The sequence below is a fragment of the Streptomyces sp. NPDC088124 genome (assembly GCF_040685895.1).
GTDB lineage: Bacteria > Actinomycetota > Actinomycetes > Streptomycetales > Streptomycetaceae > Streptomyces.
In genome coordinates this window covers 111,078-135,260 of sequence record NZ_JBFBJB010000018.1, presented here as the reverse complement: position 1 = coordinate 135,260, position 24,183 = coordinate 111,078, and the positions used below count along the sequence as shown (strand labels likewise).

The following is a 24,183-nucleotide window of genomic DNA, read 5'->3' as shown; positions in this document are numbered from 1 at the left end:
TTGCTAAACTTGCTCGGGCGGCCCGTAGCCGGGACGCGGCTACGCCGGGACGCAGCGGCCCGGTGAGGTCGCCGGCCTGAAGGAGAGCCTGCGGCACACCGCCGACCCACGCGCACTGCGGCCAGGAAGGTGAAACAGGATCCGCGGCCGGGCAGCGAACACTTCGAGGTCCGGTCCAAGCGATCGGCACCCCCGGCCCCAAGCCCGAGCGCCGCCCGGCCGGCCGGGCTCAGTACCCTCCACGGGTGTCCTGGATACGACGTCGTACGCACAAAGAGGAACCGTCTGCGAACCGGCTGCCCGACCTGGAGTTCCTCGCACTGGTGAGGGTCGGGCTCGAAGAGTTCGCGCCCGGCGTGACGCAGGGCTCCCAGCTCAAGGGGAACTCGTTGATCAGCCCGGATGGATGGGCCGTGGCCGTAGCCCCGCCGCACCACGAGGGCGGCCACCACTACGATCTCGTCGCGCTACCGGACGTCGGTCTCCAGCCGGACGTGCCGTGCTTCATGGACTGCGTCGTGCCGATGTCCGCCGATCCACGGAACGCAGCGAACACGTGGGTGCAGACGGCAGGCGCCTGTCTGCTGGAACTCCTCGACCGCCGCGAGCACTTCGCGGACCACGCGGGCCCCGACGACGAGCGCGGCGTGCCCGGCCGGCACGTGATCACGTCGGGCGCGGTCGGCCTTGGACACGACGTCGACGAGAACCGGCGGCTTCAGGGCGCGCTGCTGGAAGCGAACGTGCTGCACCGGATAGCGGACTCGTTCACCGCGGACTTGGACTCGCCCTACTTCAACGGCGTCAAGGTCTTCTATGGCGGCAGCCCTGGCGCCATGCAGGCCGAGATCCGCGTCAACGGTGAGCGCCACGAGGCCGCATCGGCAGCCATGGCGGCGCTCGGACTGCCCGAGCCGACGACGTTCACGGCAGTACGGTTCTACGCGCTGCTGCTTCCGGTACCGGCGGGCGGCGGCAGGCCGAGCCACCAGACGGTCCGGGGCGATCTCGCGCCCGCCTCCATGCAAACAATCGCCCACAGCCACGGCACCGCCTGCGACTGCGACTGCGGGGGCAACCTCGACCCGGAGCACCCCGGCCTCGACCTCGCCCTGCCTCACCTGGTCGCCGAGCTCTCGGAGGAGGAGCGCAGGCGCCGCGTGAAGTCGGACACGGGCGCGATCATCATCGCGGAGGGCGTCGGCAACTTCCTGAAGGTCCGCCTCCCGATCCGTCTGGACGACGGACGCACGGTGGTCTACCTCGCCTGGGTCTACCTCCAGGCGGCCGTGATCGACGACTTCGTGCAGCGGGTCCACAACGACGACCTGGCCGGCCACCGCTTTGAGGGCCTGCTGTGCAATGCCATCGGCCCCTGGGGCGAGGACGTCCTGCGCGCCCCCGTCGTCCTCGGCGGTCAACGGATCAACGAGGACGGCTCGGTCCGCCGCAGCGAGGTTCTGGAGTCCGGCGACCCCCTGCTCAGCAAGGTCCTGAGCGAGACCTGGCCCGCCGCGTTCGTCCTCGGCGACCGCTTTCCCCGCTCGTCGTCAAGCTGAGGGGCCGGCAGAGGAAGCCGATCCGAGGGCAGGGAGCTCACTGCCGCGCTGGTCACGGTCCTCTCTCAGGCCGGGCGGTCCGCCGTGACCAGCCATGACGTGCTGCGCAGCCGGACCGCGCCGTCCGTTGCCTCGTGGGCGCGCACATGGTCCTCCAGGGTCCGGCGGGCGCGAAGCCGCGTCGCCGGGTCGACCTGCTCCATCAGGTGGCGACCAGGGCCCGTGCGCAGCAGGAACTCCGCCGCGTCCTCGGCTCCGCGCCCCCATGTCCCGTACGCCTGTGCCTGGTTGATGGTGATGGCTGCGAATCCGGCCGCCGCGAGGACTTGGCGGACTCGGTCCGGGAGGGCCAGCGAGAACATGCCGGGCAGCCCCGGCTGCCCGAAGTCGCCGACCGGCAGCAGGTCGCGCAGGGATTCCATCGCCCCAACCCAGCCGTTGAGCGCGGCATCGGCCGGGCAGACGAACGCCAGGCGCCCGCCGGGCCGCAGCGCCCGGCCGATGTTGCTGAACGCCGCGACAGGGTCGGCGAAGAACATCACTCCGTAGCGACTGAGCACGGTGTCGAACGCGCCTGTCCCGAAGGGATACGCCTGGGCGTCTCCCTGCTCGAAGACGGCATTGGGGATGCCCTCGCGCTCCGCGCGGATGCGTGCCTCGTCCAGCATCGGGCCGGACAGGTCGAGGCCCAGCGCACGCCCTCGGGGCACCCTGAGCGCGGCGAGTCGTGTCGTCTGCCCCGTACCGCAGCCGATGTCGAGGAGTTGATGGTCCCCGGCGATCCCGGAGGCGTCGAGCAGCGGCTCGTCAACACCTTCGTTCACGGCGTTCCAGCGGTCCTGGTTGCGGACCCAGTGGTTTCCTTCGGGGCCGTTCCACGCCTGCGCCTGCTCGGTGTTGACGACGTTCGGCACGGGTGCCTCCTGATGTGGCGACGGAGAATGGGCGCCTGCCCATACGGTATGGGCGTACGCCCAAACTCGCAATCCTCGCTAAGATGCGCTTGGTCACGGAGGGGGATGCGCCCACCGACAACGGCAGCAGTAGGTACGGGAGAGGCCCATGTCACCGCGCGGAGTGGCGACACCGGACGTACGCGAACGGCTGTTCGACGCTGCAGAGCGGGTCCTCACGAAGGACGGGCCCGGCGCGCTGACCAGCCGGGCGATCACCACCGAGGCGGGCTGCGCCAAGGGGCTGCTGCACACGCACTTCGCCGGGCTCGACGAGTTCGTGGCCGAACTCTGCCTCGACCGGTTCGCACGCACCACCGCGAAGGCACAAGAACTCATGGGGCTCGCCGGGCAGGGCTCGGTGGCGGCGAACCTGAACGCCGTCGTCCTCGCGCTGCTCAGCTCCGGCGGCCCGGCCGTCTCGGGCCTCGCCATGACCCGCCCCGGCGCCGCCCTGCGTATCCGCGAGGCCCTGAAAGCCGGAGCGCCCGGCTTCACCACCATCCAGGAGGCCATCACCTGCTACCTGGAAGCCGAGCGCCGACTCGGCCGACTGGCGGACACCGTAGCCCCGTCCACCGCGGCCCTCGCCATCGTCGGGACCGCTCACCATCTCCTGATGACCAGTTGGCCGGGCGCACCCGACCCGCGAACCCAGATGACGCGCCTTGTGGCCACCCTGGCGGGTAGCTAAAGCAATCGTCGTTGCCGTCCAGGCGACTTGACACACTCACTCACACCCACTGACCTTGACGGCAGGACCGGGCCGCGTCCTTCGATGAGTTCCGGTCCCGGGAGTGGTCCACCCTCCGAAACAACTATGAGGAGTGAACTGAGTGGACCTGTACAGCGTGATGTGCGTGAGTGACCGGATCAAGGCACTCAAGTGGTTCGAGGTGTTCTTCGGGCGACGAGCGGACGAGATCATCGGCGAGGAATATCTGTGGCAGGTCGGTGAGAACGCGTGGGTCGTCGTTGACGATCGGGACGTGCGCGCCGAGCGAGTAGGTAGAGCCATGATCACGCTTGGCGTGAACGACCTCGACGACATCCTGGCCCGACTCGCCGTACACGGCATCGGCCATGAGCCGGTCGAGACCTACAGCAACGGCGTACGCCACGTCGTCACAGTGGACCCGGACGGGAACAGCCTCTCACTCGCCGAGGCACCCACCCGGTGAGCCTCTTCCCACCTGCGCGGTGCACCGGATCCACTGCATCGGACCTGCCCAAAACGAGGCTGGACGGCCGGCGGGGACCCGCGCGCCGGGGCCGGCCCCGTCCGGCGCCATAGCGCCGGCGGGCTTCCCCGAGGAGACCGAGCCCGGTCCGGCAGTCCGCGTGATCCGCGACGACCTCCCCCGCCCGAAAGACGTCCGCGATCCGCACATGGCCGCATCAGGCCGAGCGCGCCGTGTCGGACGGCAAGGACCACGCAGAGGCTTGACGGCGCAAAGGGCTACTTCTACGTTCCTCGCACCGCCATAACCATCGGCCGGATTTTCCCCGGAATCCTTCGCCCAGGAGTCCGCGATAAAGAGGGATCTTTCTGTATGTGGCCCATCATGGGAGCGCTCCCACCTGGCCCTTCCTCATGCAGTTGCCGGGGCGCGCGGATCAACCACGACGTTCAGAAGAAGAAGAAGGAGGAATGACGTTACGCCGAGATGAATCCACGCCCGGTGGGCCGGCGTCTCCGAGTCGGAGGTCTGTTCTGGCCACGATGGGAGCCCTGCCGGTTCTTGTCAGCGCGACGTCGGCCGCGTCGGCCTCCGGGGTACCTTCCGCGGCGGCCGCCGATGTGGTCGTCGACCCGTCGGCCGTGCGGCAGACGATTCGCGGCTTCGGCGGAATGAACCACACGGTCTGGATCAGCGACTTGACGCCGGCCCAGAGGGACACGGCATTCGGCAACGGCGAGGGGCAGTTGGGCTTCTCCGTGCTGAGGATTCCCGTCCACGAGGACCGCGCGAACTGGAGCCGCGAGGTGGCGACGGCGAGGCGGGCTGCCGAGCTCGGTGCGACCGTCATCGCGTCGCCGTGGAATCCCCCCGCCCAGATGGTCGAGATCTTCGTCCGCGGCAGTCAGACCGACGCAAGGCGGCTCCGGTACGACATGTACGGCGCCTACGCGCAGCACCTGAACGACTTCGTCGGGTTCATGAGGAACAACGGGGTGAGCCTTTATGCCGTCTCGGTGCAGAATGAGCCCGACTACGCGCACGACTGGACATGGTGGACTCCTGCCGAGATGGTCCGCTTCCTGCGCGAGAACGCCGGCTCGATCAGCACCAGAGTCATCGCCCCGGAGTCCTTCCAGTACGTGAAGAGCTTCTCGGACCCGATCCTCAACAACCCCGAAGCACTCGCCAACCTGGACATTCTCGGGGCGCACCTCTACGGCACGCAGTACCAGAACTTCCCCTACCCCCTCTTCAAGCAACGGGGTGGAGGCAAGGAGCTCTGGATGACCGAGGTCTACCATCCCAACAGCAGCGACTCGGCCGACCTCTGGCCCCAGGCGCTCGACGTGGGTGAGCACATTCACCGCGCCCTGGTGGACGCGGAGTTCCAGGCATACGTGTGGTGGTACATCCGCCGAGGCTACGGCCCCATGCGGGAGGACGGTCGCATCAGCAAGCGTGGCGCCAACATGGCCCACTTCTCGAAGTTCGTCCGCCCAGGACATGTACGGATCGAGGCGACCTCGAATCCGCAGTCGAACGTCTACACCTCGGCGTACAGGGGTGGCGGCTCCCAGATCGTCATCGTCGCCATCAACAAGGGCGCGTCGCCTCTGAGTCAGCCGTTCACCCTGCGGAACAACAGCTCATCCGGCGTGTCGTCCTGGCTGACAGACGCAAGCAGCAACCTCGCTCCCCAGGACAGGATCAGCATCTCCGGCGGTTCCTTCACGGGCTGGCTTCCCGCTCACAGCGTGACCACCTTCGTGACCGGTTAGCACTCCCGTCGCGCTTCTCCACGTGTCCTGGTCACAGGGCATTCCGGGAGTCCAATGGACTGACGCTCCGTGAGGTTGGCGGGCGACCGTCGCGCGGCCGGGAGAGATCAGGAACTCCCGCGCCCCGCGCCGGTCGGAGGGAGCCGGCCAACCGCCCCCGCCGCTCCTCACGGCGGGCAGCGGAGGCACGAGCCGCGGGCGTGACCTCCTATTCGGTGCGCAGGGCCGTGGCGGTTCGGGCCCTCGCGGCCCAGCCGGCGGGCAGGAGCGCACCGAGGGTGGCGATGAGCAGGCCGCCGAGTACGAGCGGGAGGAGTTCGGCTCCGTGGTAGACGTCGATGACGGAACCGGGGAAGCGGAGCCCCACGCTCTCCCCCATCGCGGGGATGACCCGGCCGTGCAGGGCCACGCCGAGCGGCACGCCCAGGGCGCCCGCGGCCAGTCCGGTCATGACGACCGAGGTGATGACCATCACGACGGTCTGCCGGGGGGTCATGCCGAGCGCCTTGTGGACACCGATCTCCCGGACGCGCTCGCGGGTGTCGAGCAGCACGCCGTTGAGCACGCCGAGCGCGGCGACGGCGACGAGCATGAGTGTGAGGATCGCGGACAGCGCGTTGAGCGTGGCGACCACGCCGCTGCCGGCGTCGGGACCGCCGGCCAGGGCGGTGGCCCCCAGTGGGGCCAGACTCCGGTTCAGAGTGTCGACGTACCCGGTCACGTCGGTGCCCGACGCGACCGCGATGTGATGGCTCGTCTCCGTGAGATCGGGATGGGCGGCCGTGAGGTTCGAGGCGTCGGTGAAGACCTGCATGCCGTCGTAGCGCGGGTCGAGGACCTCTCCGACGATCCGGACCGTGACCGGCTCGGCCAGGCCGGTCAGGGTGATGGTGTCGCCGAGGCGAGTGCCGGTGGCGGCCAGGAAGGGGGTGGGGACCACGGCCTCGCCGGGCCTGTCGATCCAGCGGCCCGAGACCATCGTGTAGCCGCCCCAGGAGGCGTCGCCGGTGAAAGCGACGACGTCGACGGTGCCGGTCAGGCCGGACACGCTCGCCCGTACCCTCGCGGCGCTGTAGTGCTTTCCGGTTCCGGCGGTGGCCTCGACGGCCGCGGCGACCGCCGCGGGATCGGCCCTGGGCTGCTTCTCGGGGCCGGGGCCGGGGCCGTGGCGCCCGAAGTCCGGCGGGGGCGCGGGCACGACGACATCGGCCGCGTTGTGGGCCCTGGCCTTCACCACCTGGCCGAGCGAGGCGCCCATCCCCACGGTGAACGTGACGGCGATGGCGCCGAACAGGATCGCCGTGCCCATGGCCAGCGCGCGTGCGGGCCGCGCGAAGGGCCGGGCCAGGCCCAGGGCGACCGGCTGCGGCAACGGCAGCCGTCCGGCCAGCCGGGCCGCCCGTCGGCCGCGCCCCGCCGAAGCGGTACGCCCGACGGCGAGCGCATCGACCGTACGCAGCCGACCGGCCCGCCAGGCACTCGCCCACGCGGTCGCCGCCACCACGCCGAGCACCCCGGCGATCACCGTCAGGTCGACCCAGGGGGCGATGGCCAGGGGCGCGGTGTCGTAGACCTCCTCGGTCTCGGCCAGTACGGGGACGGCGAGCAGGTGGCCGGCGAGGACACCGAGGACCGTGCCGGCAGCGGCAGGGATCAACGCCTGGCCCACGTGGGCCCGTACGACCTGGGCCGGGGTGAAGCCGACGGCTTTGAGGATGCCGATGCGGCGCGTTCCCGTACCCACGGCCGACGCGACGACGTTGCCGACGATGAGCACCGACATGACCAGGCCCAGGACACCGAACGCGATGAGGAACGGGACGTACAGCGCGGTGTCGCGCTCGGCGCTCTTCTTGACGGTGAGCCATGACTGTTCGCCGACGGCCGCTCCCTGCGGCAGGGACTCCCGCACGGCCGTACCGCCCGCGGTGACCTGCGCGGCGGTGCCCGCGCCGGTGAAGCGGTAGAGCATCTGGTAGCCGCCGCTGCCGGGCGCGGTGAGCGCCGGCATCTGGGACGGAACCACCCAGGCGTCAGCGGTCCGCGTGACCGAGCGGGCCACACCGACAACCGTCAGTGCCGGAGCGGCGGGCAGGTCGGAGAAGGTGATCCTCATGCCCATGGCCGGGACGAGCGAGGAGTCGGCGGACAGCGCGATCTCGCCGGAGCGCGCGGGCCACCGCCCGTCGAGCAGTGCCACCTCGTCCACCTCCCGGCCGGGATCGCCGCGGCCGACCACGGTCACCGGCCACCCAGGGCCCGCCGCGTCCGACCTGGGGGTGACCGTCGCCGTACGGAACGGCCCGGCCGCGGCGCTCACCCCTTTCGCGTCCCCGGACTTCGACAGCTGCGCGGCACTCACCCTGCCCGCGTCGAACTGCACGGACAGATGCGCGCCGTGCTGCCCGGCGAAGGCGTCGCCGAAGGGCGCGCCCGACACCACGAGCAGGGATCCGCCGAGGACGGAGGCGGCCACCGCCATCAGCGTGGCGAGCCCGATCACCAGCGTCTGCACCCGGCGTCGTCCCGCTCCCGAGAGCATCACCTTGCCGAGCGCGCTCATCGGAGGACCTCCGGGGTGACCGCCCGCGACCGGACGTCCTCGGTGATCCGGCCGTCGGCGATCCGGACGGTACGGTCCGTGCAGGACCGCGCCAGAGCCAGGTCGTGGGTGACCACGACGAGGGTCTGACCCTCGGCGTTGAGAGCGGTGAGCAGCCTGCTGACGTCCTGTCCGGCGGCCGTGTCCAGGGCCCCGGTCGGCTCGTCGGCCAGGAGCAGCGCCGGCCGGTTCATCAACGCCCTTGCCACCGCGACGCGTTGCCGCTCGCCGCCGGACAGCCGCCCCGGGTAGGCGTGGGCGTGCCGGTCGATGCCCAGCAGTTCGAGGAGTTCCGCCGCCCGGCGGGCCGCCGCGCCACGTGTCACGCCCGCGAGGCGCGCGGGCAGGACGACGTTGTCGCTGACGGTCAGATCGTCGAGCAGGTTGAAGAACTGGAAGACCATGCCGATCCTCGACCGCCGGTAGAGCGCCGATCCGGTTTCGCCGAGTTGGTCCACCCGCACCCCGTCCACGGTGACGGTCCCCGTATCGGGCCGGTCCAGGCCCGCGATCAGATGGAGCAGCGTGGACTTGCCGCTGCCGGACGGGCCGAGGACCGCGACGGCCTCGCCGGGCCGCACGGTCAGCGACGCCTCGTGCAGGGCGGGCGGGCCGTCGTCGTACCGGCGGCTCACCTCGCACAGTTCGATCACCGGCATGGTCATGAAAGGCTCCTGGGATCTGGGCGGTTGGCTGCGTGAACGCTAGGAGCGGGCCCGGCCCGCCCGCGTCGTCCGCCAGGCCCCCTTGGGATACCGCGCTGGGCTGAGCCCCGGAAACGTCATCCCTGCGATGTAGTCGGGTGAGGTATCCGGTGCGGCGGGAATGACCACCGGGACGGACTCCGCGGGGCCGCGCGGCGGCGACAATGAACCGGTGACGGACGTACGTACGATGCTGGAGCGGCTGCGGGAAGCGGCCCGCCGGGCGGTGCGCGACGCCCGGCTTCCGAGCGGTCCACCGCTACGGCCCACCCGGCGCGCCTGGCAGTTCGACGCGCTGGTGGCACTGGCGCTCGGAATCGCCACCGTCTACTACGGCGTCGACAACGCCGATGTCGTCGTGGTGCGTGAGATCGCGCCCGGCGTGGAACACGTCATGCCGCGCCCGGCCGGTCCCGGCGGCCTGGCCTTCATGGTGACCCTCGCGGTCATCGCTTCAAGTGCCCTGGCGCTGCGCCGCCGCTACCCGCTCGCCATGCTGTGCGTCGTGACGGCCGCGACGCTGGCGACACCGCAGAGCGTCCTGCGACTGACCTTCTACGCGTTCGTGATCGCTGTCTACAGCGCCGCCGTGTACAGCCCGTACCGGGTGGCGACCTTGGCGGCGCTGCCGGTGTCGGTCGTCCTGGTCGGCACCTCGGGGAACTCGGTCACCCCGATCGTGCCCAACGAATACATCGCCCTGCTGATCCTGGCCCCGATGGCCGTGGCCGCCGTCGGCCTGCGTACCTGGAAACTCCGGACCGACGAGGGCCGCACTCGGCTCTCCGCCCTGGAACGCGAACAGGCCGAGGCGCTGCGCCGGGCGGTCGAGCATGAGCGGGCCAGGATCGCCCGCGAACTGCACGACGTCGTCACCCACAACGTGAGCGTGATGATCATCCAAGCGGGCGCCGCCCGCAAGATCATGAAAACCTCTCCCGTGGAGGCCCGCGAGGCGCTGCTCGCCGTCGAGGCGGGCGGGCGGGCCGCCATGACCGAGCTGCGCCACGTCATGGGGCTGCTCACCATGGCCGACGAGGGCGAGGGAACGGACGGAGGTACGGACCTGGCCGACACGGCGGCGGAGCTGGCCCCGCAACCCGGCCTGGAACAGCTGGAAACGCTGGTCGGACGAGTGCGGGACACCGGACTGCCCGTCGATTTGACCGTGACCGGCCCGCCCCGTCCCCTCCCGCCCGGCCTCGAACTCGCCGCCTACCGCGTGGTCCAGGAAGCCCTGACCAACACCGTGAAGCACGCGTCCGGCGCCACCGCCGCCGTGACCGTCGAATACGCTCCGGAACAGCTCCGAGTGCAAGTCACCGACACCGGTGGACATCCGGGCGCGCCCCCCGGAAGCGGCCGGGGCCTGATCGGCCTGCGCGAGCGCCTCGCCGTCTACGACGGAACCCTGAACAGCGGCCGGCGCCTGACCGGCGGTTACCGTGTGGAAGCCCTCATCCCCCTGGAGACACTGTGACCGAGCCGCCAAGGGTGCTCCTCGCGGACGACCAGACCCTGGTCCGCACCGGATTCCGGATGATCCTCGGTGCCGACGGCATCGACGTCGTCGCCGAGGCGACCAACGGGTCCGAAGCGGTCGAAGAGGTCCGCCGCACCCGGCCCGACGTGGTCCTGATGGATGTCCGGATGCCCGAGATGGACGGTCTGGAGGCCACCCGCCGCATCCTCGCCGACGCCCCCGACCACCCCCGCGTCATCATCCTGACCACCTTCGACCTCGACCGGTACGTCTATGCGGCGCTGTCCGCCGGCGCCAGCGGCTTCCTCCTCAAGGACGTCACCCCCGAGCAGCTGACCGCGGCCGTCCGCACGGTCCGTACCGGCGACGCCCTCCTCGCGCCCGCCATCACCCGCCGCCTCGTACAGCGGTTCACCCAACGCGGCGGCGACACCGCCGCCCGCCACCGCGACCTGGCCTCGCTCACCCCACGCGAACTGGAGGTCCTCGGCCTGCTGGCCCGAGGACTGAGCAACGCCGAACTGGCCACCCGGCTTCACCTGGCCGAGACGACCGTCAAGACACACGTCGCCCGCATCCTCGCCAAGCTCGGACTCCGTGACCGTGTCCAGGCCGTCATCGTCGCCTACGAGACAGGCCTGGTCAGCGTCGGCGCCGGCGAGGCCGCCCAGCAGTCCACCGGGCGGACGTAGACCGGGGCCCCGGCCTCTTCACACCGCCGCCCCTCGTCGCCGTTCCGCACCGGGTTTGCCACCGCGAGGGGTCCTCTCTGTGGTCCGGGTGCTGCGGCGAGAAGGAGAGAATGAAGCCATGGCGATATGCAAGAAGTGCGGTGCGCGGAAGCGTCGTTGGCCTCGATCCTGCCCCCGGTGCCGGCACGGGTCGGACCGGGCCGAGACGGCCGCGGACGCAGCCGAGTTCGCGGTGGAGACAGGACTCCTCGGGTGGATCGGACGAGGCACCATAGCGGCGGTGCGGCTGGTGCTGCGCGCGCTCAACTGACCGGCACCCACACGGGCGCGACGCGGCCGGGACGGGCCTGGCCGCGGATCCCCTCCCCTGTTGCCGCACCGGTATGTGCCCAGCTCAACGGCTTGCTCCGGAACGTGGTGAGACAGAAAGGGGTGGCCGCGCGGGCTCGGGCCACGTACGTTCGCCTCCATGGTTGACGCAACTTTCGGGCATCCGCGCCTCGCCGCCATCTACGACCCACTCGATCCGGACCGCGGCGATCTCGACGCGTATCTCGCGATGGCGGAGGAGTTCGGCGCACGGTCCGTGCTGGACATCGGGTGCGGTACGGGCGTGTTCGCGCTGCTGCTCGCCGAGCGCGGGATCACGGTCACCGGAATCGATCCCGCGCGGGCGTCCGTCGACGTCGCGCGTGGCAAGCCGGGCGCGGAGCGGGTGCACTGGCTCGACGGCGACGCGGGGGACCTGCCGCCCCTGCAGATCGACCTGGTCACGATGACCGGGAACGTCGCCCAGGCGATCGCCGATCCGCAGGCGTGGCGTACGACGCTGCGCGGCGCGTACGAGGCGCTGCGCCCCGGCGGGCGGCTTGTCTTCGAGACGCGCGATCCGGCGCGGCGCGTGTGGGAGGAGTGGGCGGAGTGGACGCGCGAGACCACGTACCGCATGACGGACATCCCGGGCGTCGGCCGCGTCGAGACCTGGGCCGAGCTGACGGACGTGAGCCTGCCGCTGGTGAGCTTCCGGGGTACGCATGTGTTCGCCGCGGAGGGGGACGTACTGACCTCGGAATCGACCCTTCGCTTCCGGGAACGTACGGAGATCGAGCGGGACTTGCACGAGCACGGCTTCGTTGTCGAGGACGTACGCGACGCCCCCGACCGGCCGGGCAGGGAGTTCGTGTTCGTGGCGCGGCGCGGTACCGCGGGGTCTGTCCCTCCTGGAAGGCCGTAGTGGCCCCAGCGCCCCCGTTGCCGGGCCCTCGACGCCCGCGCCCCGTCGAGGCCGGAGGGACCGCCCATACGGAGCGTCGGTGTTTTCGCCATGCGCCGGAGGACAGCCGGCCTGCCGCCTGATCCCAGGGCTGAGGCTCGACCAGTCGGTCAGCGGATGAGGCTTCGGTCCGCGACGCGGCCGGCCGGATGCGTCCCGGGCGGCAGGTGGTGTGCCGTTCGGATGTGGTGGTGCATCGTGGCGGCGTCGGCGTCCAGTCCTCGGTCGGTGTAGATCGCGGCGGCTTCCTGCCAGCAGGCGATGGCCTCGTCCACGTGCCCGAGGTGGTTCAGCGATGTGGCGAGGACGGCGAGGGGCCAGGCGAGTGTCTCGTCGTGGCTGCCGAGGGACGCGCGGCCCAGTGTGATCGCGCGCCGGCAGTGAATGATCGCCGTTTCGTGGTCGCCGATGCCCTGCCGGCCCCTGGCGATGGCCGAGAGTGCGCATGCCTCGCCGTCGGTATCGCCGAGCTGGTGGCGCAGTTGCGCGCTGCGTGTGCCGTGGTCGATGGCTTGCCGGTAGTTGCCGAGATCGGCGTGGAGTGCGGCGATGTTGCCTTCCGCGACTGCTTCCCACCGTCCGGTGTCGAATCCCCGGCTGAGTGTGCACACCTCGTCGAAGTGGTGCAGTGCTTCGGCGAACCGGGTCTGTCTGCGCAGTAGCTGACCGAGTTCGGTGCGGGCGGCGATCTGGATGTGGACGTTGCCGGCGTCCTGGGCGAGTGCGGAGGCGTGGGTGAGGTCTGGCTCCGCGTCGGGATGCTGCAGGTGGGCCAGTGCTTCTCCGCGGGCGAGCAGGACGTTGGCTTCGTGTTCGGCCTCGCCGGAGCGCCGCGCCGCGTGCAGGCCCGCGGTGGCGGTGTCGATGCGTTCCTCCCAGCCGCCCATGAGCACAAGGAAGCCGAGAGCGTCGACGAGGTGCAGGGCGTAGCGGTCCATGGTGCGGTCGACGGCGTGGTGCAGGGCGAAAACCAGGTTGGCCCGTTCGGCGGTGAACCATGCCCAGGCGCGGTCACGGTCGGGGATGGGGTGAGGGTGGGCGGGTTCGGCGGGGTCTGTCACCAGGCGGGTGCAGGTGGGGTAGAGCCGGCGATCGGCGGTGTGAGCGGTGTGGCTGTACCACGTGAGCAACGCGTCGAGGGCATGGCTGCGCTCCTCCTCGGTGTCGTATTTCCAGGCCAGCTCGTCGGCGTAGGCGCGCAGCAGATCGTGGAAGCGGTATCGGTCGTGCGCGGACGGTTCGATGAGGTGTGCGTCGGCCAGCGTGTTGAGCAGCTGACGTGCTTCGCGGGGCGAAAGGCGCGCGAGGGCCGCCGCGGCGGGTGTCGAGATGTCCGGTCCCGGGTGCAGGCCCAGGCACCGGAACAGGTGTGCCTGCGGCGCGGTCAGTTGTTCGTAGGACCATTCGAGTACGTTGCGGACCGCGGCGTAAGGGTCTTGGCCCCAGCTCAGTGCGTCGAGTCTGGAGGCCTCGTCGGCGAGTTCGGTCACGATGTCGGCGACGCAGGCGTGCTCGTGGGCGGCCGCGCGTCCGGCGGCGATCCGCAGCGCCAGCGGCAGCCGCGCGCACAGCCGGATGAGGTTCTCCACCGCGGCTGATTCTGTTCGGGCCCGGGTGGGTCCGATGATGCCCACGACCAGGGTCAGCGCCTCGGCCGGGGAGAGCACGTCGAGGGTGAGCCGGTGGGCGGCTTCGGTGACGACCAGGCCGGTCAGGCTGTCGCGGCTGGTCACCAGCACCATGCACCCGGGTGCTCCCGGCAGCAGCGGCCGGACCTGTTCGGCGCTGTTGGCGTTGTCCAGCACGATCAGCATGCGCCGTCCTGCCGCGAGCGTGCGGAACAGTCCCGAGCGGGCTCCGGTCCCGGCGGGCACCGCTGCCGGATGTACGCCGAGCGCGACCAGGAAGTCGTCGAGCACCTCGTCCGGGCTCGCGGGCTTGCCGGGACCGTAACCGCGCAAATTGGTGTGCAGTGTGCCGTCGGGGAAGCGGTCCTGGACGCGGTGGGCCCAGTGCACCGCGAGCGTCGTTTTGCCTACTCCGCCTGAGCCGTCGAGTGCGGAGATCACCACGGCCCGGTCGGCGGCCGGAGGCAACAGGGCGTCGAGCGCGGCCAGGTGATCGGCGCGGCCGGTGAAGTCTCGGATGGTCTGCGGCAGTTGCCGGGGCACCGGTGAGGCGACGGCCCGGGACGGCCTCGGGGCGGGCAGGGCGCTGACGGCACGGGTGCGGTGGGTACGGCGGGGCTGTGGGGCGCCGCGCAGGATCTGCTCGTGCAGCCGCTGTACATCGGCTCCGGGATCGACTCCGAGTTCTTCGGCGAGGCGGGTTCTGAGGCGGTGGAAGACATGCAGCGCGTCCGCGCGTCGGCCGCACTGGTCCAGCGCCGTCATCAGCTGCGCGTGCAGCCCTTCGCGCAGTGGATGATCGTGCACGAGATCGGCGAGATCATCGACGACCTCGTGGTGCTCGCCGATCTCCAGCCGCCACCTGGCACAGAGCTCCAGCGCGCTGAGCCGCTGCTCGTCCAGCCGGGCGGCGGATCTGGCCAGCGCCGCCGAGCCCAGCCCGTCGAGCGCGGGACCACGCCAGAGGCTCAGCGCGGACCGGATCGCCCCAACTGCCCTGTCCGGACTCCCCTCAGCGGCGTGGCGGCGACTGTCGGCGAGAGCGGCGGCGAACCGGAGGGAGTCGAGATCCTCCTCACCGACGCAGATCCGGTAGCCGGGTTCCTCGGTGCGGATGAGCCGCTGGCCGATGTCGCCCAGGCATCCGCGCAGTGCCGAGACAGAGTTCTGCAGCTGCTTGACGGCGGTGGCGGGTGGCTCGTCGTCCCAGGTCGTCTCGGCGAGCCTGGACAGCGGCACCACCGAGTTCGGTGCCAGCAACAACGCGGCCAGCACCCGTTGACGACGTGCTCCGGGCACAAGCACCCGCTCGGAGCCCGTCCAGACCTCAAGCGCGCCGAGTACGCGAAAGTCCATCCCCCGAACTTCCCTCTCACTGAACGTAACCGGTCCACAGCATAGCGTTCGCGACAGTGCTTGCCCAACGGCGATGGTGACGCGGTGATGACGCCGTGAGGACAGCGCACGAGACGGTGGCCTTCGTCCTCACCCATCCGCGCGAGCCGGTCGCCGAAGGCGCCCGCGCAGCGGCGGACACGGGGGCGATCCGTAGTCAATCGAGGAGATCAAGCATGGGACTCAAGGGGACCTTCACCCGGTTCGCGGGTGCGGGCGCGGCGCTCGCATTCGGCTCGACGCTGCTGGCCGGCGCCGCAACCTCGGCGCAGGCAGCACAGACGGCACAGGCGCCGCAGGCGGCGAACTTCCAGGTGATCAACGGCAACAGCAGCAACTCCTGCCTTCAGGTGGTGAACATCTCGGCAGGCAAGGGAAACGTCACCCTTGGCAAGTGTGACCGCAGCGCGAAGCAGGTGTGGCAGATCAGCGGCGGCTTTTTCAAGAACCCGGCATCAGGCCACTGCCTCGACGGAAACGGCGCGGACGTCTACACGTTCAAGTGCAACAAGGGCAAATATCAGAAGTGGACCACCACGTCCGGCAGCCCGAAGCAGATCAAGCACGACTGGAGCGGCAAGTACCTGCACGGGAACGGCAAGGTCGGGAGCGAGGTCGTCTTCAAGCCGGCCGGGCAGTCGTCCCGCTGGGTAATCGGCCAGGTGTGAACCGGCGAACCCCGTGAACACGGTGGGCCGTCCTCTCGGCGGCCCACCGTACCGGCTACGGCCCGGAGCGTGCCTCGCCCGAGCATCGGCGCTGATGGCGTCGAGGAGTGCGTGCAGGGACTCGATCTGGGATACGTCGCGGCATCGAGAAGGTCGGCCCTCAACCGAGCCCGTACGGTCACCGCGTTCCGGGGCAGACAGGTTTCTTGCCGGATTCGGGTGCGTAGTTACGTCGTTCGGCAGCCGTCAGGTCGCGGGCCACAGCAAGGCAGATGGTGTCGATCGCCTCATCGGGTGCGGAGAGCGCTACGTTCCAGAGGCGTACGGTCCGGTCCTCGGTCCCTGCCGCCAGGAGCCGTCCGTCGGGGCTGAGCGCCACCGCGGTGACCGTGCCACCGGGCAGGGTGAACGTGGTGCGGGTCCGCTGGGTCGACAGGTCCCACAGCCGCACGGTGCCGTCGTAACTGCTGCTCGCCAGCGTCGTACCGTCGGTGGAGAAAGCGGTGGTGGTGACGTAGTCGGTATGACCGGTGAGCGTCGCTCGGAGGCTGCCGTCAGTGGTGTCCCAGACGCGGATGTCACCCTCGCTCTCACCGATCGCAAGGCTTCGTCCGTCGGGTGAGAACATCAGTTTCCCACTGCCCGCGACGGTGGCCAGCGCCGTGCCCTTGACGGTGTCCCACAACCGGGTCCGCTGCCCCTGGCTGACGGCCAGAACACTCCCGTCCGATGACAGGGCCAGCTCGGCCTGCCCTCTCTCCTGGTCAGGCATGGTTATCCGGGCGGATTCCTTGCCGGTACGGGTGCTCACCAGCCGGACTCCCTTGTTGTCACCGTACTCGGCGACGGCGAACATCTCGCTGTCCCCGCTGAGGGCCACCGCGCTCACATAACCGCTGTCAAGGCGCCCCCGTGCGGCGACAGTCCGGCCGGTGGCGACATCCCACAACGCGATCCTGTCCTCCCCGTTCCATCCCACTGCCAGCGCACGCCCGTGTGCGTCGAATGCCGTGGCCAACAGGACGTGGTCGGAGAGCTCGTCCTGTGGCCTGCCCGTGTCGGTGTCCCACAGCTGTACGGTGTCGCCGTGCGTCAGCAGTGTGCGGGAATCGGGGCCGAAGACCAGGGCGGACGGGTCCCCGGCGTGCGCCGCCGCGTCGGCGTCCAGGGTCAGCCGCGGCAGGACCGTGCCGAGTCCCCACACCCGCGCGCCGTCCTGTCCACCGGTGAGGAGCGAGCGGCCGTCGGGGGTGAACACCGCGGGCTGGGCCACACGGTTGTAGACGGTCAGGGTCTTACGGGCGGCGACATCCCAGAGAGTTGCGGTGCCGTCGTCGTTGATCGAGGCGAGGGTGTTGCCGTCCGGTCCGAAAGCCACGTCCCGGACCATGATGTTGTCCCGCCCCTGAAGGGTCGTGGTGGCCCGCTCACTTCCGGTGACCTCCCACAGGTCCGTCGAGCCGTTCTCATGTCCGACCGCGAGGAGTGAGCCGTCGGCGCTGAAGTCCAGTGCGCCGACTGGCTGCGCGCCCTGGGCGGACAACGCCTCCTCGCGCTTACCGCCTGCCACGTCCCACAGTTCGAGCGTGCCGTTGGGGCTTCCGATGGCCACGGTGCGCCCGTCCGGGGAGAAGGCGAAGGACGACACCGCCCTCATGGCGGTGTAGCCGGTGAACCGGCTCTCGGGACGACGTACGGTCACGTTCCACACCGTGATCTCGGCGTCGGTGTTGCCGCTGAGCAGGCGACGGCCGTCCGGAGTGAAACGCAGTGCTGCGACGGGCCGCTCACCCGAGTCCAGGGTCTCGCCGCGTTGCCGGTCGGACCGTACGTCCCACAGGCGGATGCCGCCGTCGTCGGTACCCACCGCGAGCGTCCTTCCCGTCGGATCGAAGACGATCTCCCGCAGGTCCACGGCGGGAAGTCGTAGCGTGCGCGCCGTCCCGTCGGACAGCGACCAGATCCGTACGTGCCGCTCGTCGTCGACGGAGGCGAGGTTCCGCCCGTCGGGGCTGAGCGCCATGGCCGTTCCCGTCACGTCCGGGAGGCGGAGTTTCAGGGGGAGGCCGGCCGCGGCGTACACGGCGGCTCTGGCCTCCTCAGTGGGTTTCGTCCGGTAGGCCTGTACGGCGAGCAGCGACGCCAGGTCGGGCGAGGAGTCGATCAGGACCGCGGACTGGGCGGCGAGCTGCCTCGACCGGGCGTTCTCCTCGGCCTCGACGGCGGCCTGCCGCTGCCATACCGCGATTCCGGCCGCGAGGAGCACCGTGGCGAGGGCGGCGGCCAGGAAGCTGTTCAGACGGCGCAGTCTCCTGTGCCGGGCCTGCTGGTGGTCCCGGCTCGCCCGGAGGAACGTGGCCGTCTCGCGCGGCAGCCGGCGGACGTCCGCGTGCTCCAGCCCTTCGCTCAACACCGACCCGGTGAGGAGTTCCTCCGGGGACCGCTGGTGCTCCGTCCAGCGGGCACACTGTTCCTCGGCCCGGCGTAACCAGTCCTGGAACCGGTGGTCCTCACGGACCCATTCCCGCAACTCGCCCCAGTCACGGATCAGCGCTTCGTGAATGAGTTCGGCGACCGGTGTCCCGGGACCGTCAGGAAGGTTTCGGGTGATGATGATGCGGGTGCGGATGAGTGCGTCGAGCACCTCCCCCACGTCCGGACCGCTCCCGGCGCCGCGGGCGATGTCCCGCAACGTGCTCAGCGGAAGTTGCTGGCGTACGGCGGGAATGCGGCGGGCCTCGTCGGCGGGGCGCACGAGCGCGGTGAGCAGTCGTTGCGCGATCGGCTGCTGGTCCGGGGGCAGCCGGTGCAGCGCCGTGTTGCACCAGACGGCGAGGGAGCCGCTGATGCTGCCCAGTTGCTGGTAGGCGTCGTGGGTGAGGCGACCGTCGGTCCGTCTGCGCCAGAGCTCGCTGAGAGCGAGTTCCAGCGCCGGCAGCATGGTGGAGCGGGCACGCCGGGCACCGGCCCGCGCGGGTTCGGCGTTCAGGACATCGGTCACGATGCGCTGCGGCAGACCGTCGGCGAAGCGCAGCCCGATCGCTTCCGCGGGCAGCGTGACGATCTCGTGCAGTTCCTGCGTGCCGAGCGTCGCGGGCACATCCACCAGCCCGGCCTTCAGCGCTTTCCGGAGGTCGGGGGCAACAGCGAGTCGGGGGTAGAAGTCGTCCCGCGTGACGAGGACCGTACGGGCCGGCACGTCCGAGGCGGCCAGGGCTTCCAACTGGTCGAGTGCCGCACGGCAGGCGGGCGGTGGCTCCCCGCCCGTGCCGCCGGTCTCCTCGCGGAGCAGTTCCTCGAACGGGTCCACGACCAGCAGCAGTTGGTCGTGCCGGGGATCGGCGTCGAGCCGGGCGGCCACCGCTGCTTCCAGCCCTTCAGCGGCCCCTGGCAGGCCGGACCGCTCCAGCTCCGCGAGCAGGTCCTCGCCCGGGCGGACCAGCACCGGCAGCCAGCGGTCGCTGCCCGGCAGCCGGCCTTGCGCGAGTGCCGGCAGCACACCGGCCTGCATCAGCGAGGACTTGCCCGAGCCCGAGGGACCCAGCAGCAGGACTGCTCGCTGCGGACCGGCCAACGCTTCCAGAACCTGATCGACGGCAGCTGCGCGTCCATGGAACCAGTTGGCCTGCTCGGCGGTGAAGGTGTCGAGCCCGAGGTAGGGGCACACTTCTTCTTCGATCAGGCCGGGCCATGCCTCCCGGACCGCCTGGACGGAAGTGGCGTAGGCAATCCCCAGGCCCTTGAGGTGGTTGTCCAGCGGGCCGATGGCGGTGATCATGCCGATGACGAGCCCGGTCGTCTCGTCGACCACGGGGCTCCCGCTGAAACCGGTGGCCAGGTCGTTGCTGTCGGTGAGTTGGAGAAGCCCACCGGGCGTGCCGTCGACCGGAAGGAGGTGGCCCGCCTGCCCGTAGCCGAAATGCCCCTCGGACGGGGCCCGGGCGGGAAAGCCGTAACTCCATATCCGGTGACCGCGGCCATCCGCCGACGAGCCCAGCCGCATCACCCCGACGCCCGGCGGTGTGGTGTCGAGCCGGATGAATGCGAGGTCCTGCTCTCCCGGGTCGCGCCAGCCCTCGGCAAGCAGGATCCCGGTGCCGCGTGCGGCAGGGCCCGCGTGCGGGAAGTCGACGGAGACCCTCTCACCTGCGGACACCCTGGCATTCCGCACGACATGTGCGCAGGTGATCAGCAGGTCTTCATGGACCAGGAACCCGGCACCGGCCGTTCTGCCGTCCGCGGCGAAGACACGGGCGACTGACGCCTCGGGCGCCGTTCCTGCCACCTCGCCGCCCGCCTTCAGCCTGTCGCCGGCGGTTGCCAGGACTTGTTCCACTGCAAGCGCACCTTGAGATGGCAGGATGCCTCGGTGCTGGTGATGACGGCTCCGGCCCGACCGGCAAGGTTGACCCCGAACTCGACTTCCAGTTCGTCCGGCTGAACCTGCCTCAGCTCTTCGAGGATGGTCCGGGAGGCGGTTGTCACCGGCTGGAGCAGGGCACGGAGGCCGACGGGGAGTTCGTCGACGAGATCGCCGAGCCGGCCGGCCTTGACCGGTCCGTCCGCCCCGTCCACCCCATCACCGAGAATCTCCAGGAGCACCGTGTCCCCGTCGTCCAGCGGTATGCGTACAACGCTGCCCACCGGTCCTCCTGTCCCCGTGTACGCGGTCAATGCTGCCCGGCGTCGAGCCGGCCGCCGACCTCGCTACAGGCACAGATTTACCATCCGCACACCACGGCCGCAGCAATAACACGGAAATGGCCAGATTGTGCGTGCGGTGAACACAGGAGCTGAGCCGCAGGGTGCAGTTGCCGTGCGAGCATGAGTGGCCATTGATCAAAATACAGAGAGTATCCGAGGAGCCAGCGTGCGGAACAGCATCGGATCGGCAGTACTCCTGGGGACTCTGGCGCTGCTGACCGGGTGCGGGATTTTCGCGGGAGACACCCGTTCCTGCACCCTGATGGACGCGCCCGCCGGGATCCGGATCGATGTGCACCCGGAACTTTCGAACAGGGTGGCCGACGCGACCCTCGCCGTGTGCTGGGACGGCACATGCCAAAAGCGCACGCTGGAAGTGCGTAAGACCTCGCCGGAAGAACCGGCAGCCCCAGGCAACCCCGTGATGACCACGGAATCCGCCACCACTGCGGAAGGCCCGGCACCCACGAGCGCCCAAACTCCCGAACTCTCCTTCTGGCCCGGCTTCGTGAACATACGTGACCTGCCAGGAGAACCGGTAGACGTCACGCTGGAATTCAAGGACCAGCGCGGCGCCACCGTGCTCGACCGACAGATCGACACCACCCCGCAGCCCACCTATCCCAACGGCCGCGCCTGCTCGCCGGGCGGCCACCAGGCGCGACTGACGGTCACGGAAAAGGGCTCGCTGATCCCACGCTGACCGTGCAATCCACCGCCGCTGCTGCCGGTGCCGGCCTGGCCTCATGGTCGCGTTCCGCGATCCGCGATGAGTTCCGCGGCGTCCGACGGTCGTACTGTTCAACCCGTTACCGAGGAGGACTCCTGATGCGCAGCGTGACCTATTCGATGAACGTCTCACTGGACGGCTACATCGCCGGGCCGGACGGCGACTTCAGCTGGACGCCGCCCGACGAGGAGGTTTTCCGCTCCTGGATCGACGAGATTCGACAAGTCGGCGTCCACCTGTTGGGACGGCGGTTGTACGAGACGATGCTGTACTGGGAGACCACCGACCAGGATCCACCGCTCGACGACTCACAGCTCGAGTGGGCCGCGCTCTGGAAGCCGCTCCCGAAGGTGGTGTTCTCCACCACGCTGTCGGCGGTGCAGGGCCATGCACGCCTGGCCTCCGGCGGCCTCGCGGAGGAGATCGAGCGGTTGCGAGCCGAGCCAGGGGCGGGCGACATCGCGATCGGCGGCGCGCGGCTCGCCACCCAGGCTGCCGCGTTGGATCTGATCGACGAGTACCGGGTCAGGGTCTACCCGGTGCTGGTCGGCGGTGGCATCTCGTTCTTTCCCCAACACGAGCGCCGGGTGGATCTCGAACTCGTCGAGACCCGCACCTTCAACTCGGGAGTGGCCTACCACCGCTACCGCGTGGCGCGCTGAGTCAGGAGGATCTCGAAAATCGGAGCCACCTGGCGTGATCTACGCGCCGGTGCAGCGCAGGAGGGGCGTAGTCCTTCTCCACCCCACCGTCCTGGCGTCAGCGCGGTGTCCTCGCCCATGAGATCACCTTCGAGCTGACGAGGAATCGCTCCTATGCCCGACGCCCTGTCCCCGGTGCTCCTCGACGAGTCCTTCCAGGCCGATCCCCACGCCTCGTACGCTGCCCTGCGCGGTACGACTGCAGCCCTGCGGGCTCTTGCCCCGGACGGAGCACCGGTGTGGCTGGTCACCAGCTACCACGACGTACGCGCTTCGGCAGCGGACCCGAGGCTCTCGCTCAACAAGGTCCACGCGGGGACCGCCGGCCACCACGGTGATTCCATGCCGCCCGAGTTGGACGCGCATCTGCTCAACACCGATCCCCCGACCCACACGCGGCTCCGCCGTCTGGTCAACAGCGCGTTTACCAGACAACGAATCGAGCAGTTCAGGCAGTCCATTCAGAAGGTCACTGATCAACTCCTGGATCAACTGGCCGCACGCGGCGGCCACGCGGACGTCGTGGCCGACCTGGCCCTACCCCTGTCACTCACTGTGATCAGCAACCTGCTCGGCATCCCGGAGAACGACCGCCCGGATTTCCGGAGCTGGACAGACACCCTGCTCAGTCCGGCGCCCGACGCCGCTGTGCGGTCGCGTGAGGCCATGAGGGAGATGCACCATTTCCTCGCCGAGCTCATCGAGCGCAGAATCGAGGGCAATCGGGATGCTCCCGGTGACGACCTGCTGTCCGCGCTCGTCGACGAACACACTCACCCGGACGGCCCCGGCCTGAGCAGGGCAGAGCTGGTCTCCATGGCCTTCCTTCTCCTCTTCGGCGGTTATCACAACTCCGCCGGCCTGATCTCCACCACTGTGCTGGCTCTCCTCTCCCACCCGGTTCACCTCGCTGCTCTGCGCAGCGGAGAACTGGCCATGGACCAGGTCACAGAAGAGGCGCTGCGCTGGAACTCCCCTGCGATGCTGGCCGTCCGGCGGTTCGCCACCCAGGACATACGGATCGGCGAGGCGGCCGTCTGCAAGGGGGAACGCGTCTGGCCGGCCTGGGCCTCGGCCAACCGCGATCCGGACCGGTTCGTCATGCCCGAGACCTTTGATCCCACGCGTGACACTCATGGGCACCTTGCCTTCGGCCACGGCCCCCATTACTGCCCCGGTGCTTCCCTCGCACGGCTGGAGAACGAGATCGCCGTGACCAGTCTGGTTCGCCGGTTTCCGGAGCTGTCGCTGGTCGGCCCTGTCAGCGAGTTGCGGTGGACCACGTCGCTGCGCAACAGGAGCCTGGACGAATTGCCCGTCTCCGTGAAGCGCAGGCAGACCCGCACGCCGCCCGCCCAGAGCACACCGCGCGCCTGACCCGCTCGTACGGAGGCCGTTCCTTGACTCTCCTACCTCGCGGTCGGGGTGACGGTAAGTCCGGCCGAGCCGTGGCCGCGTTCGCGCGACCAACGGCGCCGGGTGCCACCGAGTCCGTACGCCATCATGACCTGGCCGGTCTCAGACCCGGCGCAGCGCGGACCACTGCAGGACGGCGAAACCGGCGACGGTCAGCGCCTGCACCGGGATCCAGACCGCACCGGCCGTGGTCGGCTCGAACCAGAGCAGCAGTGCCGCGACGCTGAGGACGGCCCACAGCAGATTCGCCTCGACGACGACCTGCACCGGTAGCGGCGGGGCCTGCCGACGGTTCGCGAGAAAACCGACCCCAGCCGCGAACAGAACGAGGAAGACACCCACTCCGAACAGGAACGTGCCATCGATCCCGAGCAGCCGGCCGAGCGGTCCGGACGCCACGACGTACGCCAGTCCGTTGACCCCGGTGACCATGGCGTCGAGGGCGAGAAAACGGCGCAGCATCGCCTGCGGCTCAGTCGTGCGGGAAATACCGGCGAGCAGGGTTACGGACATGGCGAATCGGCCTCCATCGAGTACACACGGGCTGGTCGAGGAACTGGAACTCGGACGAAGTGCGTCGCCCGAGTTCCAGTTCCTCAAGCGTGCCCGGCCGCACCGGGAGCGTCGATTACGTACGAGGTAATGCCGGCCGGCCGCTCCCTGCCGTACGGCTCAGATCGTCGCCGTGTCGTTCACGAGGCGGTAGCGGACGT

General features: G+C 69.9%; 18 protein-coding genes. 11 read left to right on the top strand and 7 right to left on the bottom strand.

Features of this window, described 5'->3' with window-relative positions; translation table 11 throughout:
- Positions 1-245: 245 nt before the first annotated feature.
- A complete protein-coding gene (locus AB0P17_RS17190; protein ID WP_365811731.1) occupies positions 246-1,559 on the top strand; it encodes a DUF6348 family protein in 1,314 nt (437 codons plus the stop codon).
- Between the two features lie 65 nt (positions 1,560-1,624).
- On the opposite strand, the gene AB0P17_RS17185 is transcribed toward AB0P17_RS17190, so the two are convergent.
- Positions 1,625-2,473: a methyltransferase domain-containing protein gene (locus tag AB0P17_RS17185; RefSeq protein ID WP_365811729.1), complete on the bottom strand. Its 849-nt coding sequence runs from the start codon at positions 2,471-2,473 to the stop codon at positions 1,625-1,627.
- Between the two features lie 148 nt (positions 2,474-2,621).
- On the opposite strand from AB0P17_RS17185, the gene AB0P17_RS17180 reads away from it, so the two are divergent.
- The 3 genes from AB0P17_RS17180 (at position 2,622) to AB0P17_RS17170 (ending at position 5,474) form a co-directional block, all read left to right on the top strand.
- A complete protein-coding gene (locus tag AB0P17_RS17180) occupies positions 2,622-3,206 on the top strand; it encodes a TetR/AcrR family transcriptional regulator (protein ID WP_365811727.1) in 585 nt (194 codons plus the stop codon).
- A gap of 142 nt (positions 3,207-3,348) precedes the next feature.
- Complete coding sequence (locus AB0P17_RS17175) at positions 3,349-3,693, top strand: VOC family protein (protein ID WP_365811725.1); 345 nt, start codon at positions 3,349-3,351, stop codon at positions 3,691-3,693.
- A 470-nt stretch (positions 3,694-4,163) separates the two neighbouring features.
- Positions 4,164-5,474 (top strand): glycoside hydrolase family 30 beta sandwich domain-containing protein, encoded by a 1,311-nt coding sequence (locus AB0P17_RS17170; RefSeq protein ID WP_365811791.1) that lies wholly within the window; start codon positions 4,164-4,166, stop codon positions 5,472-5,474.
- Positions 5,475-5,682: 208 nt separating this feature from the next.
- On the opposite strand, the gene AB0P17_RS17165 is transcribed toward AB0P17_RS17170, so the two are convergent.
- Both AB0P17_RS17165 and AB0P17_RS17160 read right to left on the bottom strand, forming a co-directional pair.
- Entirely contained in the window at positions 5,683-8,037 is a 2,355-nt protein-coding gene (locus tag AB0P17_RS17165) for an FtsX-like permease family protein (RefSeq protein WP_365811723.1), read from the bottom strand.
- Positions 8,034-8,741: an ABC transporter ATP-binding protein gene (locus AB0P17_RS17160; protein WP_365811722.1), complete on the bottom strand. Its 708-nt coding sequence runs from the start codon at positions 8,739-8,741 to the stop codon at positions 8,034-8,036. Before AB0P17_RS17160 ends, AB0P17_RS17165 begins: the two co-directional genes overlap by 4 nt.
- Before the next feature lie 229 nt (positions 8,742-8,970).
- Here AB0P17_RS17160 and AB0P17_RS17155 point away from each other — a divergent pair, with 229 nt between their 5' ends.
- The 3 genes from AB0P17_RS17155 (at position 8,971) to AB0P17_RS17145 (ending at position 12,189) form a co-directional block, all read left to right on the top strand.
- Complete coding sequence (locus AB0P17_RS17155; RefSeq protein WP_365811789.1) at positions 8,971-10,260, top strand: histidine kinase; 1,290 nt, start codon at positions 8,971-8,973, stop codon at positions 10,258-10,260.
- Entirely contained in the window at positions 10,257-10,955 is a 699-nt protein-coding gene (locus AB0P17_RS17150; RefSeq protein ID WP_365811720.1) for a response regulator transcription factor, read from the top strand. The genes AB0P17_RS17155 and AB0P17_RS17150 overlap by 4 nt, the downstream gene beginning before the upstream one ends.
- 469 nt (positions 10,956-11,424) lie before the next feature.
- Positions 11,425-12,189, top strand: coding sequence for a class I SAM-dependent methyltransferase (locus AB0P17_RS17145; protein WP_365811718.1), 765 nt, complete (start codon positions 11,425-11,427; stop codon positions 12,187-12,189).
- Between the two features lie 149 nt (positions 12,190-12,338).
- Here the strand turns inward: AB0P17_RS17145 and AB0P17_RS17140 are convergent, their stop codons facing one another.
- On the bottom strand, positions 12,339-15,212 hold the full coding sequence (locus tag AB0P17_RS17140; protein ID WP_365811717.1) for a BTAD domain-containing putative transcriptional regulator: 2,874 nt from the start codon (positions 15,210-15,212) through the stop codon (positions 12,339-12,341).
- Between the two features lie 215 nt (positions 15,213-15,427).
- On the opposite strand from AB0P17_RS17140, the gene AB0P17_RS17135 reads away from it, so the two are divergent.
- Positions 15,428-15,919: a ricin-type beta-trefoil lectin domain protein gene (locus tag AB0P17_RS17135; RefSeq protein ID WP_365811715.1), complete on the top strand. Its 492-nt coding sequence runs from the start codon at positions 15,428-15,430 to the stop codon at positions 15,917-15,919.
- Positions 15,920-16,097: 178 nt separating this feature from the next.
- Here the strand turns inward: AB0P17_RS17135 and AB0P17_RS17130 are convergent, their stop codons facing one another.
- Together AB0P17_RS17130 and AB0P17_RS17125 are read right to left on the bottom strand one after the other, a co-directional pair.
- A complete protein-coding gene (locus AB0P17_RS17130) occupies positions 16,098-20,255 on the bottom strand; it encodes a trypsin-like peptidase domain-containing protein (RefSeq protein WP_365811713.1) in 4,158 nt (1,385 codons plus the stop codon).
- Entirely contained in the window at positions 20,219-20,563 is a 345-nt protein-coding gene (locus tag AB0P17_RS17125) for a CU044_2847 family protein (protein WP_365811711.1), read from the bottom strand. Before AB0P17_RS17125 ends, AB0P17_RS17130 begins: the two co-directional genes overlap by 37 nt.
- Positions 20,564-20,789: 226 nt before the next feature.
- Between AB0P17_RS17125 and AB0P17_RS17120 the strand changes: the two genes are divergently transcribed.
- The 3 genes from AB0P17_RS17120 (at position 20,790) to AB0P17_RS17110 (ending at position 23,431) form a co-directional block, all read left to right on the top strand.
- Positions 20,790-21,326 (top strand): hypothetical protein, encoded by a 537-nt coding sequence (locus AB0P17_RS17120; protein ID WP_365811710.1) that lies wholly within the window; start codon positions 20,790-20,792, stop codon positions 21,324-21,326.
- Positions 21,327-21,451: 125 nt separating this feature from the next.
- Positions 21,452-22,015 (top strand): dihydrofolate reductase family protein, encoded by a 564-nt coding sequence (locus tag AB0P17_RS17115; protein ID WP_365811709.1) that lies wholly within the window; start codon positions 21,452-21,454, stop codon positions 22,013-22,015.
- A 153-nt stretch (positions 22,016-22,168) separates the two neighbouring features.
- Positions 22,169-23,431: a cytochrome P450 gene (locus AB0P17_RS17110; protein WP_365811707.1), complete on the top strand. Its 1,263-nt coding sequence runs from the start codon at positions 22,169-22,171 to the stop codon at positions 23,429-23,431.
- Positions 23,432-23,572: 141 nt separating this feature from the next.
- On the opposite strand, the gene AB0P17_RS17105 is transcribed toward AB0P17_RS17110, so the two are convergent.
- Entirely contained in the window at positions 23,573-23,983 is a 411-nt protein-coding gene (locus AB0P17_RS17105; protein WP_365811705.1) for a hypothetical protein, read from the bottom strand.
- Between the last annotated feature and the right edge of the window lie 200 nt (positions 23,984-24,183).

Coding starts and splice junctions, on each gene's coding strand:
- AB0P17_RS17135 (WP_365811715.1), top strand. CDS start 15,428: ATGGGACTCAAGGGGACCTTCACCCGGTTCGCGGGTGCGGGCGCGGCG.
- AB0P17_RS17145 (WP_365811718.1), top strand. CDS start 11,425: ATGGTTGACGCAACTTTCGGGCATCCGCGCCTCGCCGCCATCTACGAC.
- AB0P17_RS17165 (WP_365811723.1), bottom strand. CDS start 8,037: ATGAGCGCGCTCGGCAAGGTGATGCTCTCGGGAGCGGGACGACGCCGG.
- AB0P17_RS17180 (WP_365811727.1), top strand. CDS start 2,622: ATGTCACCGCGCGGAGTGGCGACACCGGACGTACGCGAACGGCTGTTC.
- AB0P17_RS17155 (WP_365811789.1), top strand. CDS start 8,971: ATGCTGGAGCGGCTGCGGGAAGCGGCCCGCCGGGCGGTGCGCGACGCC.
- AB0P17_RS17160 (WP_365811722.1), bottom strand. CDS start 8,741: ATGACCATGCCGGTGATCGAACTGTGCGAGGTGAGCCGCCGGTACGAC.
- AB0P17_RS17170 (WP_365811791.1), top strand. CDS start 4,164: ATGACGTTACGCCGAGATGAATCCACGCCCGGTGGGCCGGCGTCTCCG.
- AB0P17_RS17110 (WP_365811707.1), top strand. CDS start 22,169: ATGCCCGACGCCCTGTCCCCGGTGCTCCTCGACGAGTCCTTCCAGGCC.
- AB0P17_RS17115 (WP_365811709.1), top strand. CDS start 21,452: ATGCGCAGCGTGACCTATTCGATGAACGTCTCACTGGACGGCTACATC.
- AB0P17_RS17140 (WP_365811717.1), bottom strand. CDS start 15,212: ATGGACTTTCGCGTACTCGGCGCGCTTGAGGTCTGGACGGGCTCCGAG.
- AB0P17_RS17105 (WP_365811705.1), bottom strand. CDS start 23,983: ATGTCCGTAACCCTGCTCGCCGGTATTTCCCGCACGACTGAGCCGCAG.